Origin of the sequence: Veillonella parvula, from assembly GCF_945949885.1 — a bacterium.
GTDB classification, from domain to species: domain Bacteria; phylum Bacillota; class Negativicutes; order Veillonellales; family Veillonellaceae; genus Veillonella; species Veillonella parvula_B.
In genome coordinates this window covers 38,511-57,832 of sequence record NZ_CAMFFZ010000012.1, presented here as the reverse complement: position 1 = coordinate 57,832, position 19,322 = coordinate 38,511, and the positions used below count along the sequence as shown (strand labels likewise).

15 protein-coding genes are annotated in these 19,322 nt (G+C 37.0%); 7 read left to right on the top strand and 8 right to left on the bottom strand.

Features of this window, described 5'->3' with window-relative positions; genetic code table 11:
• The first annotated feature begins 119 nt into the window (after nt 1-119).
• The gene (locus Q7O55_RS05270; protein ID WP_303928972.1) at nt 120-3,470 is read left to right on the top strand and encodes an AAA domain-containing protein; all 3,351 of its coding nucleotides are present in this window, start codon (nt 120-122) and stop codon (nt 3,468-3,470) included.
• 6 nt (nt 3,471-3,476) lie between these two features.
• Here the strand turns inward: Q7O55_RS05270 and Q7O55_RS05265 are convergent, their stop codons facing one another.
• Nucleotides 3,477-4,691 carry an OFA family MFS transporter gene (locus Q7O55_RS05265; RefSeq protein WP_303928970.1) on the bottom strand — a complete coding sequence of 405 codons (1,215 nt, stop codon included), beginning with the start codon at nt 4,689-4,691 and terminating at the stop codon, nt 3,477-3,479.
• 552 nt (nt 4,692-5,243) lie between these two features.
• Between Q7O55_RS05265 and Q7O55_RS09305 the strand changes: the two genes are divergently transcribed.
• From Q7O55_RS09305 to Q7O55_RS05255, 3 genes are all read left to right on the top strand, one after another.
• On the top strand, nt 5,244-5,366 hold the full coding sequence (locus tag Q7O55_RS09305; RefSeq protein WP_369691709.1) for a CD1845 family protein: 123 nt from the start codon (nt 5,244-5,246) through the stop codon (nt 5,364-5,366).
• 31 nt (nt 5,367-5,397) lie between these two features.
• Complete coding sequence (locus tag Q7O55_RS05260; RefSeq protein WP_303928969.1) at nt 5,398-6,030, top strand: flavodoxin family protein; 633 nt, start codon at nt 5,398-5,400, stop codon at nt 6,028-6,030.
• Nucleotides 6,031-6,389: 359 nt separating this feature from the next.
• The gene (locus Q7O55_RS05255; protein ID WP_095066165.1) at nt 6,390-6,986 is read left to right on the top strand and encodes a hypothetical protein; all 597 of its coding nucleotides are present in this window, start codon (nt 6,390-6,392) and stop codon (nt 6,984-6,986) included.
• Nucleotides 6,987-7,157: 171 nt separating this feature from the next.
• Here the strand turns inward: Q7O55_RS05255 and Q7O55_RS05250 are convergent, their stop codons facing one another.
• A complete protein-coding gene (locus Q7O55_RS05250; RefSeq protein WP_303928967.1) occupies nt 7,158-7,769 on the bottom strand; it encodes an acetate uptake transporter in 612 nt (203 codons plus the stop codon).
• Between the two features lie 429 nt (nt 7,770-8,198).
• On the bottom strand, nt 8,199-8,858 hold the full coding sequence (locus Q7O55_RS05245; protein WP_303928965.1) for an HAD family hydrolase: 660 nt from the start codon (nt 8,856-8,858) through the stop codon (nt 8,199-8,201).
• Nucleotides 8,859-8,997: 139 nt separating this feature from the next.
• On the opposite strand from Q7O55_RS05245, the gene Q7O55_RS05240 reads away from it, so the two are divergent.
• Nucleotides 8,998-9,840, top strand: a complete 843-nt coding sequence (locus Q7O55_RS05240) for a hypothetical protein (RefSeq protein ID WP_303928964.1) — start codon at nt 8,998-9,000, stop codon at nt 9,838-9,840.
• A gap of 150 nt (nt 9,841-9,990) precedes the next feature.
• Here the strand turns inward: Q7O55_RS05240 and Q7O55_RS05235 are convergent, their stop codons facing one another.
• Together Q7O55_RS05235 and Q7O55_RS05230 are read right to left on the bottom strand one after the other, a co-directional pair.
• Nucleotides 9,991-11,298 carry an APC family permease gene (locus Q7O55_RS05235; RefSeq protein ID WP_303928977.1) on the bottom strand — a complete coding sequence of 436 codons (1,308 nt, stop codon included), beginning with the start codon at nt 11,296-11,298 and terminating at the stop codon, nt 9,991-9,993.
• A gap of 15 nt (nt 11,299-11,313) precedes the next feature.
• The gene (locus Q7O55_RS05230) at nt 11,314-12,054 is read right to left on the bottom strand and encodes a gamma-glutamyl-gamma-aminobutyrate hydrolase family protein (protein ID WP_303928963.1); all 741 of its coding nucleotides are present in this window, start codon (nt 12,052-12,054) and stop codon (nt 11,314-11,316) included.
• Nucleotides 12,055-12,280: 226 nt separating this feature from the next.
• Here Q7O55_RS05230 and Q7O55_RS05225 point away from each other — a divergent pair, with 226 nt between their 5' ends.
• Nucleotides 12,281-13,324, top strand: a complete 1,044-nt coding sequence (locus Q7O55_RS05225) for an AEC family transporter (RefSeq protein WP_012864537.1) — start codon at nt 12,281-12,283, stop codon at nt 13,322-13,324.
• A gap of 96 nt (nt 13,325-13,420) precedes the next feature.
• On the opposite strand, the gene Q7O55_RS05220 is transcribed toward Q7O55_RS05225, so the two are convergent.
• The 3 genes from Q7O55_RS05220 to Q7O55_RS05210 form a co-directional block, all read right to left on the bottom strand.
• A complete protein-coding gene (locus tag Q7O55_RS05220; RefSeq protein ID WP_303928961.1) occupies nt 13,421-14,977 on the bottom strand; it encodes a polysaccharide biosynthesis protein in 1,557 nt (518 codons plus the stop codon).
• Nucleotides 14,978-14,980: 3 nt separating this feature from the next.
• Nucleotides 14,981-15,910, bottom strand: a complete 930-nt coding sequence (gene fba, locus Q7O55_RS05215; protein WP_303928959.1) for a class II fructose-1,6-bisphosphate aldolase — start codon at nt 15,908-15,910, stop codon at nt 14,981-14,983.
• 261 nt (nt 15,911-16,171) lie between these two features.
• Nucleotides 16,172-17,146: an RluA family pseudouridine synthase gene (locus tag Q7O55_RS05210; RefSeq protein ID WP_303928957.1), complete on the bottom strand. Its 975-nt coding sequence runs from the start codon at nt 17,144-17,146 to the stop codon at nt 16,172-16,174.
• A 225-nt stretch (nt 17,147-17,371) separates the two neighbouring features.
• Between Q7O55_RS05210 and Q7O55_RS05205 the strand changes: the two genes are divergently transcribed.
• Nucleotides 17,372-18,967, top strand: coding sequence for a WG repeat-containing protein (locus Q7O55_RS05205; protein WP_303928955.1), 1,596 nt, complete (start codon nt 17,372-17,374; stop codon nt 18,965-18,967).
• The last annotated feature ends 355 nt before the right edge of the window (nt 18,968-19,322 follow it).

The following is a 19,322-nucleotide window of genomic DNA, read 5'->3' as shown; positions in this document are numbered from 1 at the left end:
AGAAAGACCCTTATAGGGTCAGAGCAAACCACCCGTTTTACGGGTGGTTATGATTTCATGAAATCTCTTTATTCAACCTATATAATACTTTCATTAGTCTAATGAGAGGGTAGGTATAGATGAAAGATACTGCAAAGCAAATTATAAAGTATTGGTATTCACTTGAGTGTTTACAACCGAAAGAAGTTCCAAAGTATAAAGCAATTCCTAAGAAGTATATTAAAGAACTCATATTTAAAAGTAAAAATGATACAATTACTATTTATCAACAGTCTGTAATAAAACCTTATTGGAAAAGAACAAATTCACGTGTTTCTACGTATGTAGTACCGTTACCAAATGATCCTTATAATTACTCTATTATTGATGAGATTAAATATTTTAAGGATGAAAAGGACTATGTTTTAGATGATGAGCATGCTGTTCTGTTATGTGTAGTTAAAGGGACTGAAGTATTAGAGGCCTTCATTGATAAACTAGAAATTGAATATCCTGAAAAACCATATTTAGGGAATGTGTATAGTGCATCGTTTGTTGTTGATGCAGAGGGATACTATAAAGAGGGCAGTCTGCAAATTGCTTCTTTTATTTGGGTGATTCATCAAATGATGTCTCAGCCTGATGTGGAGTTTAAAGATATTAAGTTAGATGGCTGGAATGAGGTTGTTAAAGAAATCGAGGATGGTTTTAATCTTCCTGAGGAAAAGGTATCCCTTGATAAGGCTGCACGTGTGATCAATGTGTATATACAAGAGCATATCCTGGAGTCTATGGGCGTTACCATGTTTCGTGCCGGTGATATTTATGGTTATTGCGGTTTTAAGGAAGAGGAGATTCAGCTTGTTAAAGCTGATACAATGCCTATTAATGATTTAAAATCCAGTTTTTTCCTTGATGATTTACAGTTGGTCTTACGGCACATTGATACATTAAAGGATAATGATAAGGTATTATCTTATATCAATAGTCTTAATCAGGATATTGAGCATTATGATTTGCTGAAAGATACTGATCAAATGCGTAAGTGGTATAATCCAAAGGTTTTACCTTATGGTAGATGGCCTTCAAAGTTTAATTTATCCTTTATGCAGCAAATTGCTGTTAATATTGCTAAGGATAATCCTAAAGACATCTTTTCTGTTAATGGGCCTCCTGGTACAGGCAAAACCACGTTATTGAAGGATATAATTGCTAGTAATATTGTTGAACGTGCTGCCAAGTTTTGTGAAAGTAATCATGTAAATGATATCTTCAAAAAGGTTGTGGGCAGGGACGGAACCTCTTTTTACTATGATATACCTAGTGATATTGCAGCATATGGCATGCTGGTGCTTTCATCAAATAATAAGGCCGTTGAAAATATTACATTAGAATTGCCAAATATTTCCTCTGTGGAAAAGGGGACTAATGGGTCTACATTATTTCATCCGGATTCCTCTGATCAACAGGTTGATTTATCTTATTTTGCTAAGGATAAGAAGTATCAATTTGTTAAATCTAATGAGGTATATTTTACCTTTTTAGCAGATCGTTTAGCGGAGAGTAATGAACAATGGGGCCTAATTTCTGCGAGACTTGGTAAGAAGTCTAATATAAACACATTTATGCCAGTATTAGATGTATTATCTTCAGATATGTCCTTTATTATGCGTATACCTAGTGCTCAAGATGCTTTTGAAAGCGCTAAAAAACAGTTTCAAGCTCAATATAATCTTGTAAAAGCATTATTTACTTATGTAACAGCATATGAAGAGAATATTCATTTGATTCAAGAATTAAAGTTTAAAATCGATAAATTAAAAGAGGAAGTTCTTGTAATCAATGAACAATTAAGTAAGTATGATGATTTAGATGATAATTTAGATGATAATTTGTTGAAGTTGATAGAGCGTAAAAATAGTATTGAGCCTAAATTAATAGAGTTGAACAGCAAACGTTCTATTATTGATAAGATTTGGAGTGCTACTAACTGGTCTATTTTAAAAGCCATGAGTAATACTGCATTGTTATCAGTTATTGAAGAGGAGACTACAAATCTTCAAAAGGTTAAATGTCAATTGGATACATTACATCAGTTAGTTAATGAGCGTGAATCTATAATCAATACGAAAGATGGTCTATTATCTGATATTAAAGAACTTGATAGTACTGTTCAAAAAGCAGAAAATACACAGCAAGATATCCTAGGTATATTAAAAACTAGTGATAAAGATTTTATACATTGCTTTGATGATATAGAATCAAAGTTAATGTCATCTGATGAGGAGCGTGCACAGGCCCACACAGCTTTCTTATATGTGTGTAATTATTTGAATGAATGTAGAGAGCGTTTGTTATATGATGCCTTACAATTACAAAAAGCTGTAGTTATGAGTGATGCTTTCAGAAAAAACATGCAATTACTTAGTCAGTATTGGGGATCATTAAGTGATAGGAAAAAATTGCAGAAAAACTTTGATCTTAATATTATTTTCCCTGCACTAATTAATTCTTTGATGATTGCAGTGCCTGTTATTTCCTCCACCTTTGCTGCTGTGGAAAGGTTTTTGATTAATTGTAAAGCTAAAAACTCGTTAGGTACCATCATTATTGATGAGGCAGGACAAGCGTCACCTCATATGCTTGTAGGAGCCTTATTCCGTGCGCAAAAGGCAATAGTAGTTGGTGATCCTAAACAGATTGAACCGGTACAAACTGTGCAGGATTTATTTGTCGAAAAAATTGGTGGCGAAGGTATTGGCAAATATCGGAGTAAAGAGTTATCTGTACAAAGTTTAGCTGATGCACAAAATCCGTTTGCAGGCATTATCAAAAATCTTGATGGTTCCGAATCTTGGGTCGGTTGCCCGCTTGTTATTCATAGACGCTGTAAAGATCCAATGTTTACAGTCGCTAATGAGTTATCTTATGGTGGTTTTATGATTAATAAGACTATCAATCCTAAAGAGCCTATTGAGCCATGCAAAGAGAGCTGTTGGATAACTTATGATGCAAGTAATATTGAATCTACTATGGGTAAAGATAGATATATACAAGTACAAGGCCAAATTGCTTTTGAACTGATACAAAAGTTACGAGCAAGAAATACCAAATTTAAAGATATTTTTATCATTACACCATTTACCAGTGTGGCATATGGTTTTAAAAAGTATATGGCATCCCTTAGTAATGATATTGTGAACTGGACTAAAGAAGATAATAAGAAAGATTGGTTAGATGATAATATCGGTACGGTTCATACCTTCCAAGGTAAAGAAGCTAAAGTCGTTATTTATATGTTAGGCTGTCAAAGCGATGGCGCTGCTAATGGGGCTATTAAATGGGTTAACGCTAACAATGTAAATGTAGCCTTTACAAGAGCAAAAGAATATATCTATGTTATTGGCGATGCGGTGAAATGGGCAGAACTCAATAAAAATCTTGCATTCGCGCAAAAATACCTACCTGTACATACTTTGGAGGATTTTTGAGTAAATTCATGAGTTGTGTAACTCTCGTTTACCATATAATTTTAGGACTATAGCAATAATTGTATTTAATGCGAATAAGAGAGCAAAGCATACTAAAGCAGTAGTGTAGCCATAGCCTGCTTCGTGAAAATATGATACGAGCATAGGGCCAACGATGCCCGCCAATCCCCAAGCAGTTAGAATACGGCCATGAATAGTAGAAAGTTGGCGTATACCGTAGAGATCCGCAAGATATGCTGGCATACAGGCGAATCCGCCGCCATAGCAAGTGATAATGAGAAGGATTAAAATTTGAAATGTTAGCGCGCTATTGGTTTGGGCAAGTAAATAGAATGCGGCGATTTCTATAATAAAGAATAGTATGTAAGTTTGTGCTCGTCCAAGATAATCGGAAATAGTAGACCATGCAATACGCCCCCCGCCATTGAAGATACCGATGATACCAACTAGCGATGCAGCTGCTGCAGGTGTCATACCAATGGTTTCTTGTGCCATAGGGGACGCTAAGGATAGGAGGCCTATACCACAGGTAATATTAATAAAGAATACCCACCAAAGGGCACCGAATTGCCAAGTTTTCATGGCATCATTGGCTAGCATGCCATGGTTATGAACGTACATGGTGGATTTATCTTTCGTAGGTCGAGTTGGATGTTTTGGTTGAGGTGCTTTTAAATAGAGAGAAGAGGCGCCCATAATTACGAGATAGATTACGCCGAGGATAATGAAATTATTTACCAATCCAACCTGAGCTACGAGGTATTGCATAAGAGGCCCTGCAATGAGTGAAGCAAACCCAAAACCCATAATAGCTAAACCGGTAGCAAATCCTGGGCGATTTGGAAAGTATTTAACGAGCGTAGAAACTGGTGTTATATAACCAATACCTAGTCCAATACCACCGATGATGCCGTAGAAGAGATAGAGTAAAGTAAGATTGTGGATGTTAAGTGCATAGGCCGTACCGAATAATCCGGTTACCCAGAATAACATAGCGATAAGTCCACTTTTCTTAGGACCAATTTTTTCTGCAAAGGATCCAAGAAAACCCGCAGATAGTCCGAGCATTAAAATGGCTAAAGAGAATGTCCATGTTGTTTGTGATAAGGTAAACCCCATATCTGCCATGATTGGACGTGTAAGTACGCTCCATGCGTATACGCTACCAATGGATATGTGTAGACCAATGGCTGCTAGTGCAATAAGCCAACGATTTCTCATAATAAAACTCCTTTCATATAGGTGAGATGATTAAAGATTTGTACAGTATGATTTCTCGGGAGAGAACAAAAAAAGACCGCCTGAACAAAAGCTTGCCCAGACGGTCGGCTATCACACGATGTGCGCTACTGTGCATGTAGTCAATTCTACGAATCCGTCAGCCCAGTAGTAATATATTACAAATATAGCAATTAAGAGGAAATCTTGTCGATGATATAAGTCACTATCGTATGCACTATGAAAATCTATAAATGAAAGAAGGAAAGAAATCCTTAAATTTCCTTCCTTGTTTATATATGATATAATTTATATCAAAGTGAGGGATAAATGGTTTGGACGCCAGACTTCGCTTCTATATTGATTTAATTTAAGCAACGGTCTGACTTCACCGTCAGGCTGTTTTTTATGTCCTAATGCCGTGAAAAGCTAGCTTTAGCTAGATGGCAATTCATTTAGCTGCCATAATAATGGTCGCCACAAGTATGCCAAAAGAAATCATTAACGATAACACTTTGTATGTTTGAAGTATTAGCTTCTTTCGTTTAAGGAGAAATCGAAATAGGTATATCTGGATTGGTTATTGCCTTCCTGTTTAATCCTTATGTAATTCCTATGATGGAAGCAATAGTGATATCATTTATTGAACTAATAAGTGGTAGGATTAAGGCAATATAGATAAATTTGAAGTTGTGGAGGGATGTTCTCTATGAAAACAATTATATTAAATGCGAGTCCAAGAAAAAATTGGAATACCGCCAAGCTATTAAAATCAGCTGCCGAGGGTGCTTTATCGACTGGTGCAGACGTAGAGTATATAGATTTATATGATTTGAGCTTTACGGGTTGTAGAAGTTGTATGCTTTGTAAACGCAAGGATGTAGAAAGATGTCATTGTTATTGGAAGGACGACCTATCACCAATTATTGATAAAGTATTTTCAGCAGATACGCTATTAATAGGTACTGCTATTTATCTAGGAAGACCAACAAGCCAGTATTTTGCATTTATGGAAAGACTGCATTTTTCAGCGCTCTCCTATGATGATTACAGTAATTATTTTAAAGGCAGAATAAACGTAGCTATGTTTGTCAGCATGAATGCGCCGAAAGAATTCTATGATAAATTATATAAAGAAAAATTTGAGGAGTATGCCAAAGAGTTGGAGATGTTAAACGGGGAAGTTACGCTGTATCCATGTTATAACACTCTGCAGGTAGCAGATTATTCTAAATTTAATATGGGAAGCTTTGACGAAAATCTAAAGAAGGTTGCGCATGAAGAGCAGTTTCCAAAGGATTTGGAAGCTGCGTACAGGATAGGAGCGCAACTGAGTCGATAGTTCCTATACCTAATATGGATACTATAAATAGATTTTCTTTATATCATTCTCAAGTCAATAAATTGAAATTTGTTTAAATGGCGTACAATAAAAATAGGGAAAGGAATCATATGACTTTTTTCCCTATTTAGATATGATATAATTTATATCAAAGTGAGGGATAAATGGTTTGGTCGCCAGGCTTCGCTTCTAGTTTTTAAAATTGAAGAAACGGTCTGACTTTACAGTTGAGATTAGAGGTTCCTAATAGTCACCTAGTTGACCAATAGGAACCTCTTTCATTTTGTAATTATTTTCATAAAAATGAATTAACTATGTTACAATACAGTTAATATTAGTGTTTAATGGGGGATGTATGTATGAAGCGTTGTATTACACTACTTAGTCTAGGCTTGTGTTTAGCAGTACCGATGCTTTCACAAGCAATGGATATCAAGCCTCTTATACATGTTACGAATGTACAAAATGGTCAATATGATGAGGCGTTAGATGCAATTACAGATACCAAGTTTTATGGACCGTATCAATTCCGAGTACTAAAAGAAGCAGTAGAAACAAAAGGTGAAACAAAGGATATCGACGGTAGGGTGTTTAGAACCTCCGATGGTGTTTTTATGCATGTGAAGGCTAGATCTATTGATGATACAAGTGCGACCTTAGATAATGAGATTGAAAAAATTGTTAAAGATAGAACGGTTCCTGAACCTACCGTAAAGATGGTATTGCCTATTAAGCATAATGTAATAGAGGTCAACAATGATGGTGTGCGTAGTTTACTAGCTGAATTTATGTATGGGTGGCCGTTGGAGTATCGTACAGATATGGTATTAATGACCGATTATGAAGGAACTCGTTATTATTATAATTTGCAATTTTATAGAGATAAGCTACCTGAAGGTGTTCGCATTGAGCAGTTGCGCCAAATGATTATGGATGCGCAGTTCAGTTATAAATAAACCATATTGCTTCAGATTTTTATATTCGGGCAGACAACAATATTAGTGAATGTATAATATTTAGATAAATAGGCATAGTGAAAGTAAATAGAAAAGAGGGTCCCCTTAGTCAGCTAGTGACCATAGGGAACCTCTTTTGTTGTGCAAGTAATTTATATAGTTAGTAAATTATTATAGAATACTTTTACCCATAGGGAATATAGTTTTGCCGAAAACTTTGTTAACAAGTACGGCACCGGAACCGTAGAATCCCAATAGGGAGATGAATAGTTCAGACCATGCTGCAAGAGCGAAGAAACCTGTTTTGCCGCCTAAGAATAGGTCTGTTGCTAGACCAAAGAATAGGAAACAGATTAGTAGCATAATAGCGAATACAACTTTATTTGTTTTTAAAGCTGCAATAGTACCAAAGATAGAGAAGATTAAAAAGCCCACAAAAGCGAATGCTAATTGTGTTACATCGAAACCTTTTTGAATTTCAGGACCGAAGGAGCCCATTTGGATCAACCAAACTCCAGCCATTGCAGACCAGAATAAACCGTATGCACCGAATACAACGGAGCCGAAAGGATTGTTTTTCTTGAAATCAAAATAACTTGCCATTAATTGGGCCAAAGAACCTAATAAAACAGCCCAAGGTATAATAACGGATGTTGTTGGACCAGACCAGCCTACGCGGGACGTGGATACCACAAAACATACAATAGCTAAACCTAGTAGACCAAGACCTGTTGGATCTGCTACATTTTCACTCATTTCAACTTTTCTTACTTCCTTTTCCATTTGTTCCTCATTTCTCTGTCAACTAACTACAACCATACAGTAAAATATTCACATGATATTATGCGGTCATCTCCTGTTCAATACACTAGCTATTGAATTGACGGCGTATCTATGTGAAAGCACTGCCCCATAAATGTAACATATATCACATTTTTAAGGCAATAGATTTGGAATAGTAGCTATGCGTAAAAAGTATAATGTGAAAAATGAAATAAAATTGAGCAAATAAAAGAAAAACCGTACAAAATGAGAAGTTTAAGATTTTAACTCCTATTTTTGCACGATTTTAATTTATAAATCTCTTATTTATATGAATTTGCTATAGATTATTGACAAGAATTTAGAATATATCAATGACTATATTCAATATATGAGTAGTGCCTTGAATATGACTAATCTTATTATAAATTCCATGAAACGGTGCATATATTATTTATTTAAGGTTTCAATAATGCTTAGAATATCATCTGCTTTTCGGGCAATATGTGTTACGCCTAGTTCTTGATGGAGAGATTCCGCTCTAAAGCCCCATGTAACACCAATACAAAGTAGGCCGGAGTTTTCTGCAGTAGCTACGTCAACTTCAGAGTCACCTACATAAATAGATTCTTCTGGTTTAGAGCCTAGTTCTTTTAAGGCTTGGAGTACCATATCTGGTGCTGGTTTACGTTGTAATCCTGGTCTTTCACCAATGGCAACAGGTAAGCGGTCGCCAAAGTACTCTTTATTGAGTGGTGTTACACCTTCTTGGATTTTGTTGGATACGATAGCTAATTTATAACCTTGTTCACGCAATACATCAAGCATATCTAGGATGCCTGGGTAGGGCGCTGTTGTGTCTTTTAAATGCTTACCATAGTAAGCTTTGAATTCCTCAATGTATGGCTCTAATTTATGATCAGCTACTGTACTTGGGAGACACTGACGCATTAAATATGTTACTGCATTACCCAGAGCTGCTTTTACCTCTGCTAGAGATTTTTCAGGGAAGTTATGTGTACGTAGAACATGATTTACGGCGTTAGCTAAATCTGTAGCTGTATTGAGTAATGTGCCGTCGCAATCAAAAACGATGGTAGTATATTTCATAGAGGCCTCCGATATTAAATCAATATGTACTTTTTAAGTATATGATAAATATGTAGAAAATCAAGAGAATAGACCTATTAGTTATTATAATTGTGTTACAATAATAGAAGTAATAAGTACAGTGTATAGGAGGCGTAGTATGACTGAAATACAAGCTCTTTTATTGATAAAATCTATTCTCGAATCTGCAGATATTCACGGTATTGAACATATTTTAACTGAAGATTGCGAGTACCTGTCTACAGGCCGGGGCATCATTGGACGAAACCGCAATGAAACTGTTGAGTTTTTGTCCTCTATGGCTGAGTCTATTAAGGCTGATAATGTGCCTGTTACCTGCAAGGTCATGCATATTACGGATGTGTACGAGGGGGACGCGCTATTTTATGAGGGGCGTCATGGGTTGACTGTTTCTTATGAAAGCGGAGATAACTATGTGTATATGATTTTTGTAGACGTAAATGATGAAGGCCTTGTAGATCGTATCGTTTCAAGCCAAGAAAATTATAGCATTGAGTATGATGATCTCCGCTTTTTTGGCGACGATGAAAGTGAGTATGCTTTTATTTCAGCGCCTACAACTGTGAAAGACTGGATTACAGCCCTTAGTATGTGGTTAGAAACGGCAAATGTCGATATTGATGATTTCTATCAATATATCGATAAAGATACGCGCGTTGTATTCCAAAAGGGCGATTCTGAATCGATTACACTTGAAAGTGGCCTTGATGTAGAGGACTATTTTGATCAGTTAATGAATCAACACTTTGATGTGGTGCCTCATATCATTCGCGATGAGGAAGATGGTCTTATTTTGACTTATGGTCCTATGAGTGCTATTGCTACACTTAATGAAGAAGGTGCACTAGCACTTATCAGTATCTATATCGATATACGCGATGAAGATGAAGCGACTGATGAGATTGGTTATATAGAAGAGGACTTAACGAAGGAAACTATTATTGAAGAGGATTTATATTAGTCGATACTATTCATTTGATATATCTAATTTAATTAGGATTAATAGATAAAATAAAAACTACCAGTTAAACATATATCTTTTAAACAGATCTTCTACTATGGAAGGATAAGCCACTAGATATTATGAATAACTGGTAGTTTTTTGTATTATTTACATTTCGTCATGGTCTTTAATGAGACCAGCTTTTTTCTTTTTCCAGTAGGAGTAGTAGAATGGCAAGATTATGATACAGCCGCCTAGACCCCATAATAATTGGTTAGTTTGAGCTTGGGCAAGCATCCATAGGGATGTGCCGATAGCGATGACTGGGATTAAGTAGCCACCAGGGATTGTGTAGGAACGAGCTTTGTCTGCCCATTTACGACGGAAGATAATAACAGCCAAACACGTTGGTAGGTATTGTGTAAAACGAGATACCGCGCTGATTGCTGCTAGTGTTGTAAAGGAACCGGACCAGGCAAGTAATACACTGGCAATGGCAGTAACGATAGCTGCTACATATGGTGCATTGTAACGATTGCGTTTTGCTAAAGCACTTGGTAGCATACCATCTTCCGCCATGGATGTTGCCACACGAGGCGCATAGTAAGCTTCAGCAAAGTTGATACCGCCCATAGAGATTAAGGTGCCTATTAATACGATATACATACCAATAGGTCCAACAATTACGTTGAATGCATCTTGTACTGGAGCCTTGGTATTTGCCAAGGCAGTACCGAGTACGCCAATAGATACGGCGAGGATTGCCATATATAGGACAGATACGAGAAGCATACACATGATAATAGCACGTGGTAAGTTCTTTTTAGGATTTTTCATATCCTCTGCAGCAATGGCAATAACTTCAAACCCTGTATAGGCAAAGAATAGAAGAACTGCAGCTTGAGCAAATGATCCATCTACATAGATGTCTTGAGGGAAGACTGGTGTAAAGTTAGCTCCATTTATAAAGAAAATACCGATTGCAATAAATAGGGCAAGAGGGACTAGCTTAGAAATAGTGATTAAGTTATTAACGAATTTGGATACGTTAACACCAAATATATTTACAACCGTAAGGCCTACAATTAAGATAAATGAAATGACGTCCTTTGCAAAATCACCACTTAAAGCTGGTACTGCAGCACCTAATGCTGTAGCAAAGCCAACGGCCATAGCCGCCCAGGCAATAACGGTTACGATCCATTTTAAAACGCCCACTTCAAAGGCCCAAAAATCACCTAATGCATGTTTTGCATATAGATAAGGACCTCCATTACGTGTAAATAGGCTGGCTGCCTCTGCAAAGCAAAGGGCGATACAACCTGCGATAACGGCGTCAAATAACAGGACGCCTAAGCTAGCGGAACCAATTATAGAATATGCTTTGTTTGGTAGTAGGAAAATACCTGTTCCTACAATACCATTGATGCCTAGGAGTACAATACTCCAAAAGCCAAATTTTCCTGTTTCTTTTATGATATAATCTTCCTACTATTTAGTTATATTTTCTCGAACTGCTTTTACGAATGCAGTAAATAAACGTTTTGCATTTTCGTCATTTGTAGACATCATTTCTGGGTGGAACTGACAGGCTACTAACCAAGGATAAGATGGATCCTCTAAACCTTCTACAGTACCATCCTTAGCTCTTGCTACAACTTGTAATCCTTTACCGACATTTTTAACTGTTTGGTGATGATGGGAGTTCGTAATCCAAGTATTGTAACCTATAGCACTAGCTAGTTTTGAGTTGGTCTTAATCTCTACAGTATGGGTACCAAGAGAAGGTGTTTGATTCTGAGAGTGTTTTATTGTACAGTTTTGATCATATTTTAAGTCTTGGAATAAAGAGCCGCCACGATATACATTTAAGATTTGTAAGCCACGACAGATGCAAAAGATAGGAATTTGTTTTTCTTCTGCTGCTTTGATTAAAGCAAAGTCGAATTGATCTCGCTCCGGAAATACATCGCCAAGACCTTGCAAAGGTTCTTCTCCATAGTGGAGAGGGTATACATCATGACCGCCGGATAATAGTAAGCCGTCAAGTTTTGCTACCGTTTCGCGAGCTACATCAAGATTTTGGGTAAATGGAATTATAACAGGAATGCCACCAGTCTCCTCAATAGAACGAGGATAGTCTTGGTTTACGTAGGAGCGCAATAAATCTACGTAAGGACCACCATTATCTCGTAAGATATTGCCAGATATGCCAATGAATGGTTTCATCATAATATCACCTCATATGTGTAAAAATCTGTACAACCTTATGTTAGTGTATCAGATTTTATGGATAAAAACACTACTAATAGATATAATTATAAGACTTATAATTATAATAGAGAAAATATGTTAAAGTTGATACATTTTACTATATTTTCTTTCCAGATATAGTTGTATCTGTTTATTGCGAAACATGATATGATAAACTACGAATGAACTGTGAGGGAGGGTTACTATGGTTTTTCTAACATCTTTACAAAGTATCATACCTATTGTGCTACTTATTTTGTTAGGATATATATTAAAAGGGCGGGGCATGTTTAATCCTACCTTTAGCGGTAATTTATCGCGATTTATCATGTCGGTTGCATTACCAGCGGGAGTATTTGTATCTGTATTACATCACCTACATACTTCTGATATATGGAATTTACGATATGGCATGTTAGTGGTTGTGCTAACATATGTTATCGCATATATCGTAGCGTTTATTATGATGAAAATGTTGAAAGTTCCTAAAGGACGACGTGGTATTTTTATCAATATGGTAGTAAATGATAACTGCTTGTTTATTGGGTTACCAGTGCAAATTGCACTCTTTGGTCAAGATGCGCTGCCGTATTTCCTGTTATATTACATCGGTAACACTATTTCCGTATGGATGGTGGGAGTATTCCTTATAGAACTAGATCCACTGCCAAATTCTGAAGTAGATTTTAATAATGGCTCCTATAAGATTGATAGTATAAATAATAGTTCAGAATCTACTGAAGGTAAAAGCAAGAAACCTAAATTTGATTGGAAGAAGTTATTACCACCACCATTGATAGGTTTTTTTGTGGCCTTAATCTTCTTGTTTTTTGAAATTCCTTTACTTCCAATTTTGCATACTACCTTGAATTACTTAGGTGACATGGTAACCCCATTATCCTTGATTTATATAGGTATTGTACTTCATGATGCGGGCTTAAAAAGCATGCGTTTAAATAAAGACTCCATCGGTGGGATTGTAGGACGATTTGTCATTTCCCCGATTATCATGTTCTGTTTGATTACGGTCTTACAATATGGAGCAGGCATTGTATTGGAGCCGATCGCAATCATCACCTTTGTTGTACAATCAGCAGGACCAGTCATTGCTGTATTACCAATTGTAGCTAATGAATCAAAAGCTGATTTGCCATTTGCTACAGGTCTTGTAATGATTAGTACCATACTATTTGTTGTAGTAATTCCAATCATAATGGAAATTTTAACAATGATAGGTATACAGGCTTAAAATAAGGAGAAGATTAAAATAAGTAAATAAAAAATAGGTTCCTAATGGTCATATAGGTGACTATTAGGAACCTATTTTTATGTAAGTATATACAGCTTATCTAAAGAATCTACCAACGAGTGGCATGCTAGCACCATCGTTTTTATTAAGGCCTTTTAAAAGAACCATGATAATTACGTATAGTAGTAATCCTTCAATACCTGTGAGTATAAAGTTAGCCCACATTGGTAGGATGTCTATTAAGTAATGGTAACTTATGAAAATAAGTATACCCATAACACCGGCACTGACCACGTTTTTCCAAAGAAGGGAAATATCTAGGAAGTAGCCTGTGTATTTTTTGATATAAATCAAGTTAAGTAATGCGGCAAAGCCAATATCAGCAACGGTTGCCCAAGCGGCACCGCCGATGCCCAGCCAAGGAATAGCAGTCAGTGTCCAGTTAAGGATGACCTTGATTATGAGGGAAATCCCCATATTTATGACTGGAATACGTGGTCTATTGAGACCTTGTAGAATACCTGTTGTTACTTGATGTACACCTAGGAAGAATATAGAGAACGCCGTGATTTGCGTTGCTAGTTCTGCCTTAGGCGCATTGTAAATCAGTGTAACAGTTGGGGCAGCAAGTACATATAATAGCACTGTAAATGGTACGGTTGCCATAAATGTTAAACGCATAGAGCCAGCAGTGCGATCATATATACCTTGATGATCGCGTTTTGCAAAGGCATGAGAGATAGCTGGTACAATGCTTGTCGCAAGGGCTGCGGTAATGATGGTAGCCAAGTTGATGAGCGGTACCGCCATCCCAGTAAGGTAACCGAACAGTTCTGTTACTTCGTTCATTGGGAACCCAGCATCTAATAAGCGACGTGGTACGATAAGTAAGTCTAGATTCGCCGTCAACGGTAACATGATACTTGCTAAGGAAATTGGTATGGATAATGTTAAGAGTCGTGACAAAATTTCTTTAGCTGATTCACGGGGACCATCGTAGCTTTCACCAGAACTACTTGCCTTAGGTAATTTGTAGTAGTAATACAACAGCACCAGGAAGGCCCCAAAAGCACCTACACCAGCACCTAAGCTAGCGCCACCTGCCGCGGCCGGTAAGCCGTAAGGTAATAAAATAGCAGCAGCACCAAGCATAACGATAACCCGTAGCAATTGTTCTACAATTTGGCTAATCGCCGTAGGCGTCATCATTTCATAGCCTTGGATATACCCGCGGAAACAGGAAATCCATGTTACAAAGAATACTGCCGGAGCGAGCGCGATAATAGAGTAGTAGGCACGGCTTTCAGCAATGAGACCACTAGAGATTAACCAATCTGCACCAAAGTACATGGCAAGACTGGCGATAAAACCTGTAATAGTCAACATTGTAAAAGAAATATTGAATACTCTCTTAGCACCACTAAAGTCGTGTAAGGCTAATCGTTCTGCCGTCAAAATAGAGATGGCAATCGGCACACCTGCGCTCGAAATTTGCAATAGTAACAAATAGATAGGAAAGGCCATCTGGTAGATGCCGATCCCTTCACCGCCCAAGATGCGGGATAGAAGAATCCAGTTGATACTACCGATGGCTTTCACTACGAAACCGGCAATGGTTAAAATTAAGGTTCCTTTTAAAAATCCACTAGCCATTGATTATAGTTTGTTGGAAGAACCTAAAACATTTTTTATTTTGTGAGCTACCATGCCTTTAATAGCATCACGAGCAGGTCCTAAGTATTTACGAGGGTCAAATTCGGATGGATTTTGAGCCAAGTATTCACGTACAGATGCAGTCATAGCAAGGCGAAGGTCTGTATCGATGTTGATTTTGCAAACTGCCATTTGAGCTGCTTGGCGAAGCATTTCTTCAGGTACGCCTTGTGCACCAGGAATGTTGCCACCGAATTCATTACATTTTGCTACGAATTCAGGTAATACGGAGGATGCCCCATGCAATACGATAGGGAAGTTAGGCAATAATTCGCCAACTTTTTTCAAACGATTGAAGTCGAGGTAAGGGTCTCCTTTGAATTTGTAAGCACCATGGCTAGTACCAATAGCGATTGCTAAGGAGTCTACGCCAGTTAGGTGTACGAATTCAGCAGCTTGTTCTGGGTCTGTAAAGCGAGCATCTGCATCTGATACGTTTACATCATCTTCAACACCAGCCAAACGGCCTAATTCTGCTTCTACTACAACGCCATGAGCGTGAGCATATTCAACAACTTGTTTAGTGATTTTTACGTTTTCATCGAAATCATAGTGAGATGCGTCGATCATAACGGATGTGAAACCACCATCTACACAGTCTTTACAGATTTCAAAGGAATCGCCGTGATCAAGGTGAAGAGCGATCGGTAAGTTGCTGTCTTCAAGAGCTGCTTCTACGAGTTTAACAAGGTAAATATGTTTAGCATATTTACGAGCACCTGCAGATACTTGCAAGATAAGAGGGGATTGTTCCTCTTTCGCTGCATCTACGATACCTTGTACGATTTCCATGTTGTTTACATTGAAAGCGCCAACAGCATAGCCGCCTTCATAGGCTTTTTTGAACATTTCTGTAGTAGTAACTAATGGCATGTTGTCCTCCTTGGCTCTAGAGCCTGTCATATCATGTTATTAATACTGTGACTGCTAGTATTTCTAGCGCATATGAGCTAGATAAAAAAACTAGTGTTATTGCAATCATATATCAATTCAAGTTAAGTTAAGTTAAGTATATCAAGAAACACTATAAAGGGCCAATATTTTTTGTATAACTTATGCATAAAATTCGTCTTGTTATGTGACCCATGTGGGTTATTTCTGTGTAGGAGCATTTATTTAGGGTATTATATCAGCTCAATCGTTTAGCAATACTTTCATATCCTCTGGCATTTCTGCATGCAGTTCGAGCCATTCATTTGTTACGGGATGGTAAAAGCTTACGCGCGCTGCATGCAGTGCTTGGCGTTGGATAGATTCTAGATGACCACCGTATAAGTCATCACCAGCTAGTGGATACCCTAGTTGAGATAAATGAACTCGAATCTGATGGGTGCGTCCTGTGTGCAATAAGCACCGTACATGGGTAAACTGATTATAAGATGTAAGCGAGCTGTCAGTTGAACATACATTACTATTATTATTCATCGTAATTACATCATCAGAATTAATCTTACCACTACTGATTTTGTTTGTATTTTTACTAATAATAGTTATATCCGTGCGAGCTGGCTTTCCTTGGAATGTACAACAGCGCTCAATGATACTGCCTGGTTTACGACCTATAGGCCAGTTAATGCTTATAGGCACAGCAGGGAGATGTCCCTCTACAATGGCGTCGTAGCTTTTGTAAAAATGGGTGTGTTTTTTATCAAAAGCATGTTGGACCACCGATGTTTTAGCAATGATGACAATACCTGAGGTATCCTTATCTAATCGGTGTACAGGATGGAAATCATAATGCTGATTTGTTTCTTGGTAGTAATGAAGTACACCATTTGCCAGCGTATGATCTCGGACGATAGAAGTAGGGTGCATAAGAATACCAGCCGCCTTATTAATGACTAAAATATATTCGTCCTCATATATGATATCTAAACTCATAGGGCTTAGGCTAAACTCTTGCTCTGGAGTTAACTTCATAACGAGATGATCGCTACCGTGAATGAGCGTATTCCAGGTAGCAAATTTACCATTAACTGTTATGATGCCTTCATTTCGTAAACGGCGTCTCATGCGCTGGGAAATATGCTGTTGTTTTATAACATGATTTATAGATTGTGTATGTACATTAGAGTTTACAATCAAATCGATTATCGTTGCTGCTTTCATACGTATTATTATAACAAATAAAATATAAATGAAGAATTTTTCATAATTCGTTGTATTTATGAAGGTCCATATAGTATAATTTGAATTATTAAATTTTATACATTATTTATGTGTGAACTTTTTTACTGTAAAACTGTGTGTTTAGTTATAACAGTATATATTAAGAACTATGTATGTATGTTAATGACTGTATGGTTATAGCTTATTCTATAAAAGGAGAGGTTTATGAATATTAACAAGAAATCTGTATTAGTCGCATGTGTGTTAGCGGCTATGTCTACAGCAACTTTTGCGGCATCTACTACAACATCTACTAGTAGTACAACGGTAACAAACCACGATACACCAACATCTACTAGTACACGTGTTACTCGTGAGCAACATACAACAACTACATCAACTTCTACTGTGCGCACAGAAAGCTCTAGCTCCACTAAAAGCACTAAAGCTAGTGTAGGCGTAATGACTCCTCAAAAACTTGAAGAACGTAGTGCACTTTCTGGTTATATCGCGGCTGATGTATCAAGTGCATTAAACCCTTATCGTGATGCACCAAAATCTTTGAAATCTGGTAAAGGTACTACTTTCAAAAATGACGAAGTGCTTGAGCATGGTGTATTAGCATCTATGAAACAAGGTGGTAAATGGGGTATTATTCGTCCAGATGGTACTGTTGCTATTGAACCTAAGTACAAAGAAATTAAAGATGTTGATTATAAAACAGGCAATGTGTTAGCTCAAGTAGATAAGAAAACAGAAACTTGGGTTACACCTAAGGGTGTGGAAATCTCTGAAGAGGAAGCTTTAAAAGAACGTGTTAAACAAGAAGCAACTCAAGAGTATCCAAGCGATTCCTATGTAGAGTTTAAAGAAAAAGGAAAATACGGCTTTAAGACTACTGACGACAAAGTAGTGATTGCTCCACAATTCCGTCAAGTTGTGACTGGTTTTAGCGAAGACCGTGCTTTTGTTAAGAATGCTAAAGGTAAAATCGTAGCTATTGATGGTACTGGTAAAGAATTATTTAATGCTCCTTCTAAAGAGGTATATGCATTCCGCAATGGTCTTGCTGAATATCGTCGCTCCGTAAGTGGGTTTAACTTAGGTGGTCTTGTAGGTGGCTTTATCGTGGGAGGTATCCTTGGTGGTGCACTTTTAGGTGGTCAACATTACCACGTAGGTGGTTTTGCTTATGATGGTGCAAAACGCGGCTATATCGATCGCTCTGGCAACATTGTTATCGATAGCAAAAAAGATAAAGTATGGCCTATCACAGCTTATGGCACAGTAATCAAAGATGCTGGTAATTTATATTTCGTGAACCGTAAAGGTGAAGTTGTTATTCAACCTGGCGATTATGATGCAGGTGAAATGGATAAATTGAATGGTCTATTAGCGTTAAAAGATAATAAGACTGAAAAATGGGGCATTTTTGATGTATCTACAGGTAAACAAGTAGTGTCCTTTAAATATGATTCTATTTCCTTTGCAGGTACAGATCGTTTAGTAGTCGTGAAAGATCATGTTAAAAATCTTATTGATATGAGTAATGGTAAATCTATGTATTCTGCTCAAACAGAAGCAACTATTGAACCGTTCAACAACGATACTGTAACGTGGGTTCATACTGGTAAAGAGGGCTATACGATCATCGATAATGACGGTCATGTATTATTTAGAGATACAAACAAACTTATTGAAGATGCTAAATCCTTCAACCATGGTTTTAGCTCTGTTAAATCTAAAGGTAAATGGGGTATTATGAATTCTAAAGGGGAATGGATTGTACAACCTAAATATGATGCGGTAAACGTTTTGTAATATCAATTGGCTTTTAGGTCTTTATGAATTGTTATTGTCTTTAGTTATGGTTCATAAACTAAATACAACATAATAGAGTTATATGAGAACTAGCAATGTACATGTATTATGTATGTTGCTAGTTTTTTTTGTGTTATTGGCCTTATGTATTGCATTGTGTACCGTATTAGAGAACTTCCACTATACTTATAAAAGCTTCATTAATACATAGCTAACAATTATAATTAAGAAAATCGATTTACCTAGAAAATAAGCCTGTTTTAAGGTATAATTATAGAGATATATTCTGTTTTGGTGTAGTTTTACACTTTCACTTGGAATATGAGGATGATGAAAGTAATGCTATGAACCTTAT

Bases quoted from the DNA above. Each gene is read 5' to 3' on its own strand.
- Q7O55_RS05205 (WP_303928955.1), top strand. From the start codon at position 17,372: ATGAATATTAACAAGAAATCTGTATTAGTCGCATGTGTGTTAGCGGCT.
- Q7O55_RS05255 (WP_095066165.1), top strand. From the start codon at position 6,390: ATGAAGCGTTGTATTACACTACTTAGTCTAGGCTTGTGTTTAGCAGTA.
- Q7O55_RS05220 (WP_303928961.1), bottom strand. From the start codon at position 14,977: ATGGCTAGTGGATTTTTAAAAGGAACCTTAATTTTAACCATTGCCGGT.
- Q7O55_RS05225 (WP_012864537.1), top strand. From the start codon at position 12,281: ATGGTTTTTCTAACATCTTTACAAAGTATCATACCTATTGTGCTACTT.
- Q7O55_RS05270 (WP_303928972.1), top strand. From the start codon at position 120: ATGAAAGATACTGCAAAGCAAATTATAAAGTATTGGTATTCACTTGAG.
- Q7O55_RS05230 (WP_303928963.1), bottom strand. From the start codon at position 12,054: ATGATGAAACCATTCATTGGCATATCTGGCAATATCTTACGAGATAAT.
- Q7O55_RS05240 (WP_303928964.1), top strand. From the start codon at position 8,998: ATGACTGAAATACAAGCTCTTTTATTGATAAAATCTATTCTCGAATCT.
- Q7O55_RS05260 (WP_303928969.1), top strand. From the start codon at position 5,398: ATGAAAACAATTATATTAAATGCGAGTCCAAGAAAAAATTGGAATACC.
- Q7O55_RS05265 (WP_303928970.1), bottom strand. From the start codon at position 4,691: ATGAGAAATCGTTGGCTTATTGCACTAGCAGCCATTGGTCTACACATA.
- Q7O55_RS05250 (WP_303928967.1), bottom strand. From the start codon at position 7,769: ATGGAAAAGGAAGTAAGAAAAGTTGAAATGAGTGAAAATGTAGCAGAT.
- Q7O55_RS05245 (WP_303928965.1), bottom strand. From the start codon at position 8,858: ATGAAATATACTACCATCGTTTTTGATTGCGACGGCACATTACTCAAT.
- fba (WP_303928959.1), bottom strand. From the start codon at position 15,910: ATGCCATTAGTTACTACTACAGAAATGTTCAAAAAAGCCTATGAAGGC.
- Q7O55_RS05210 (WP_303928957.1), bottom strand. From the start codon at position 17,146: ATGAAAGCAGCAACGATAATCGATTTGATTGTAAACTCTAATGTACAT.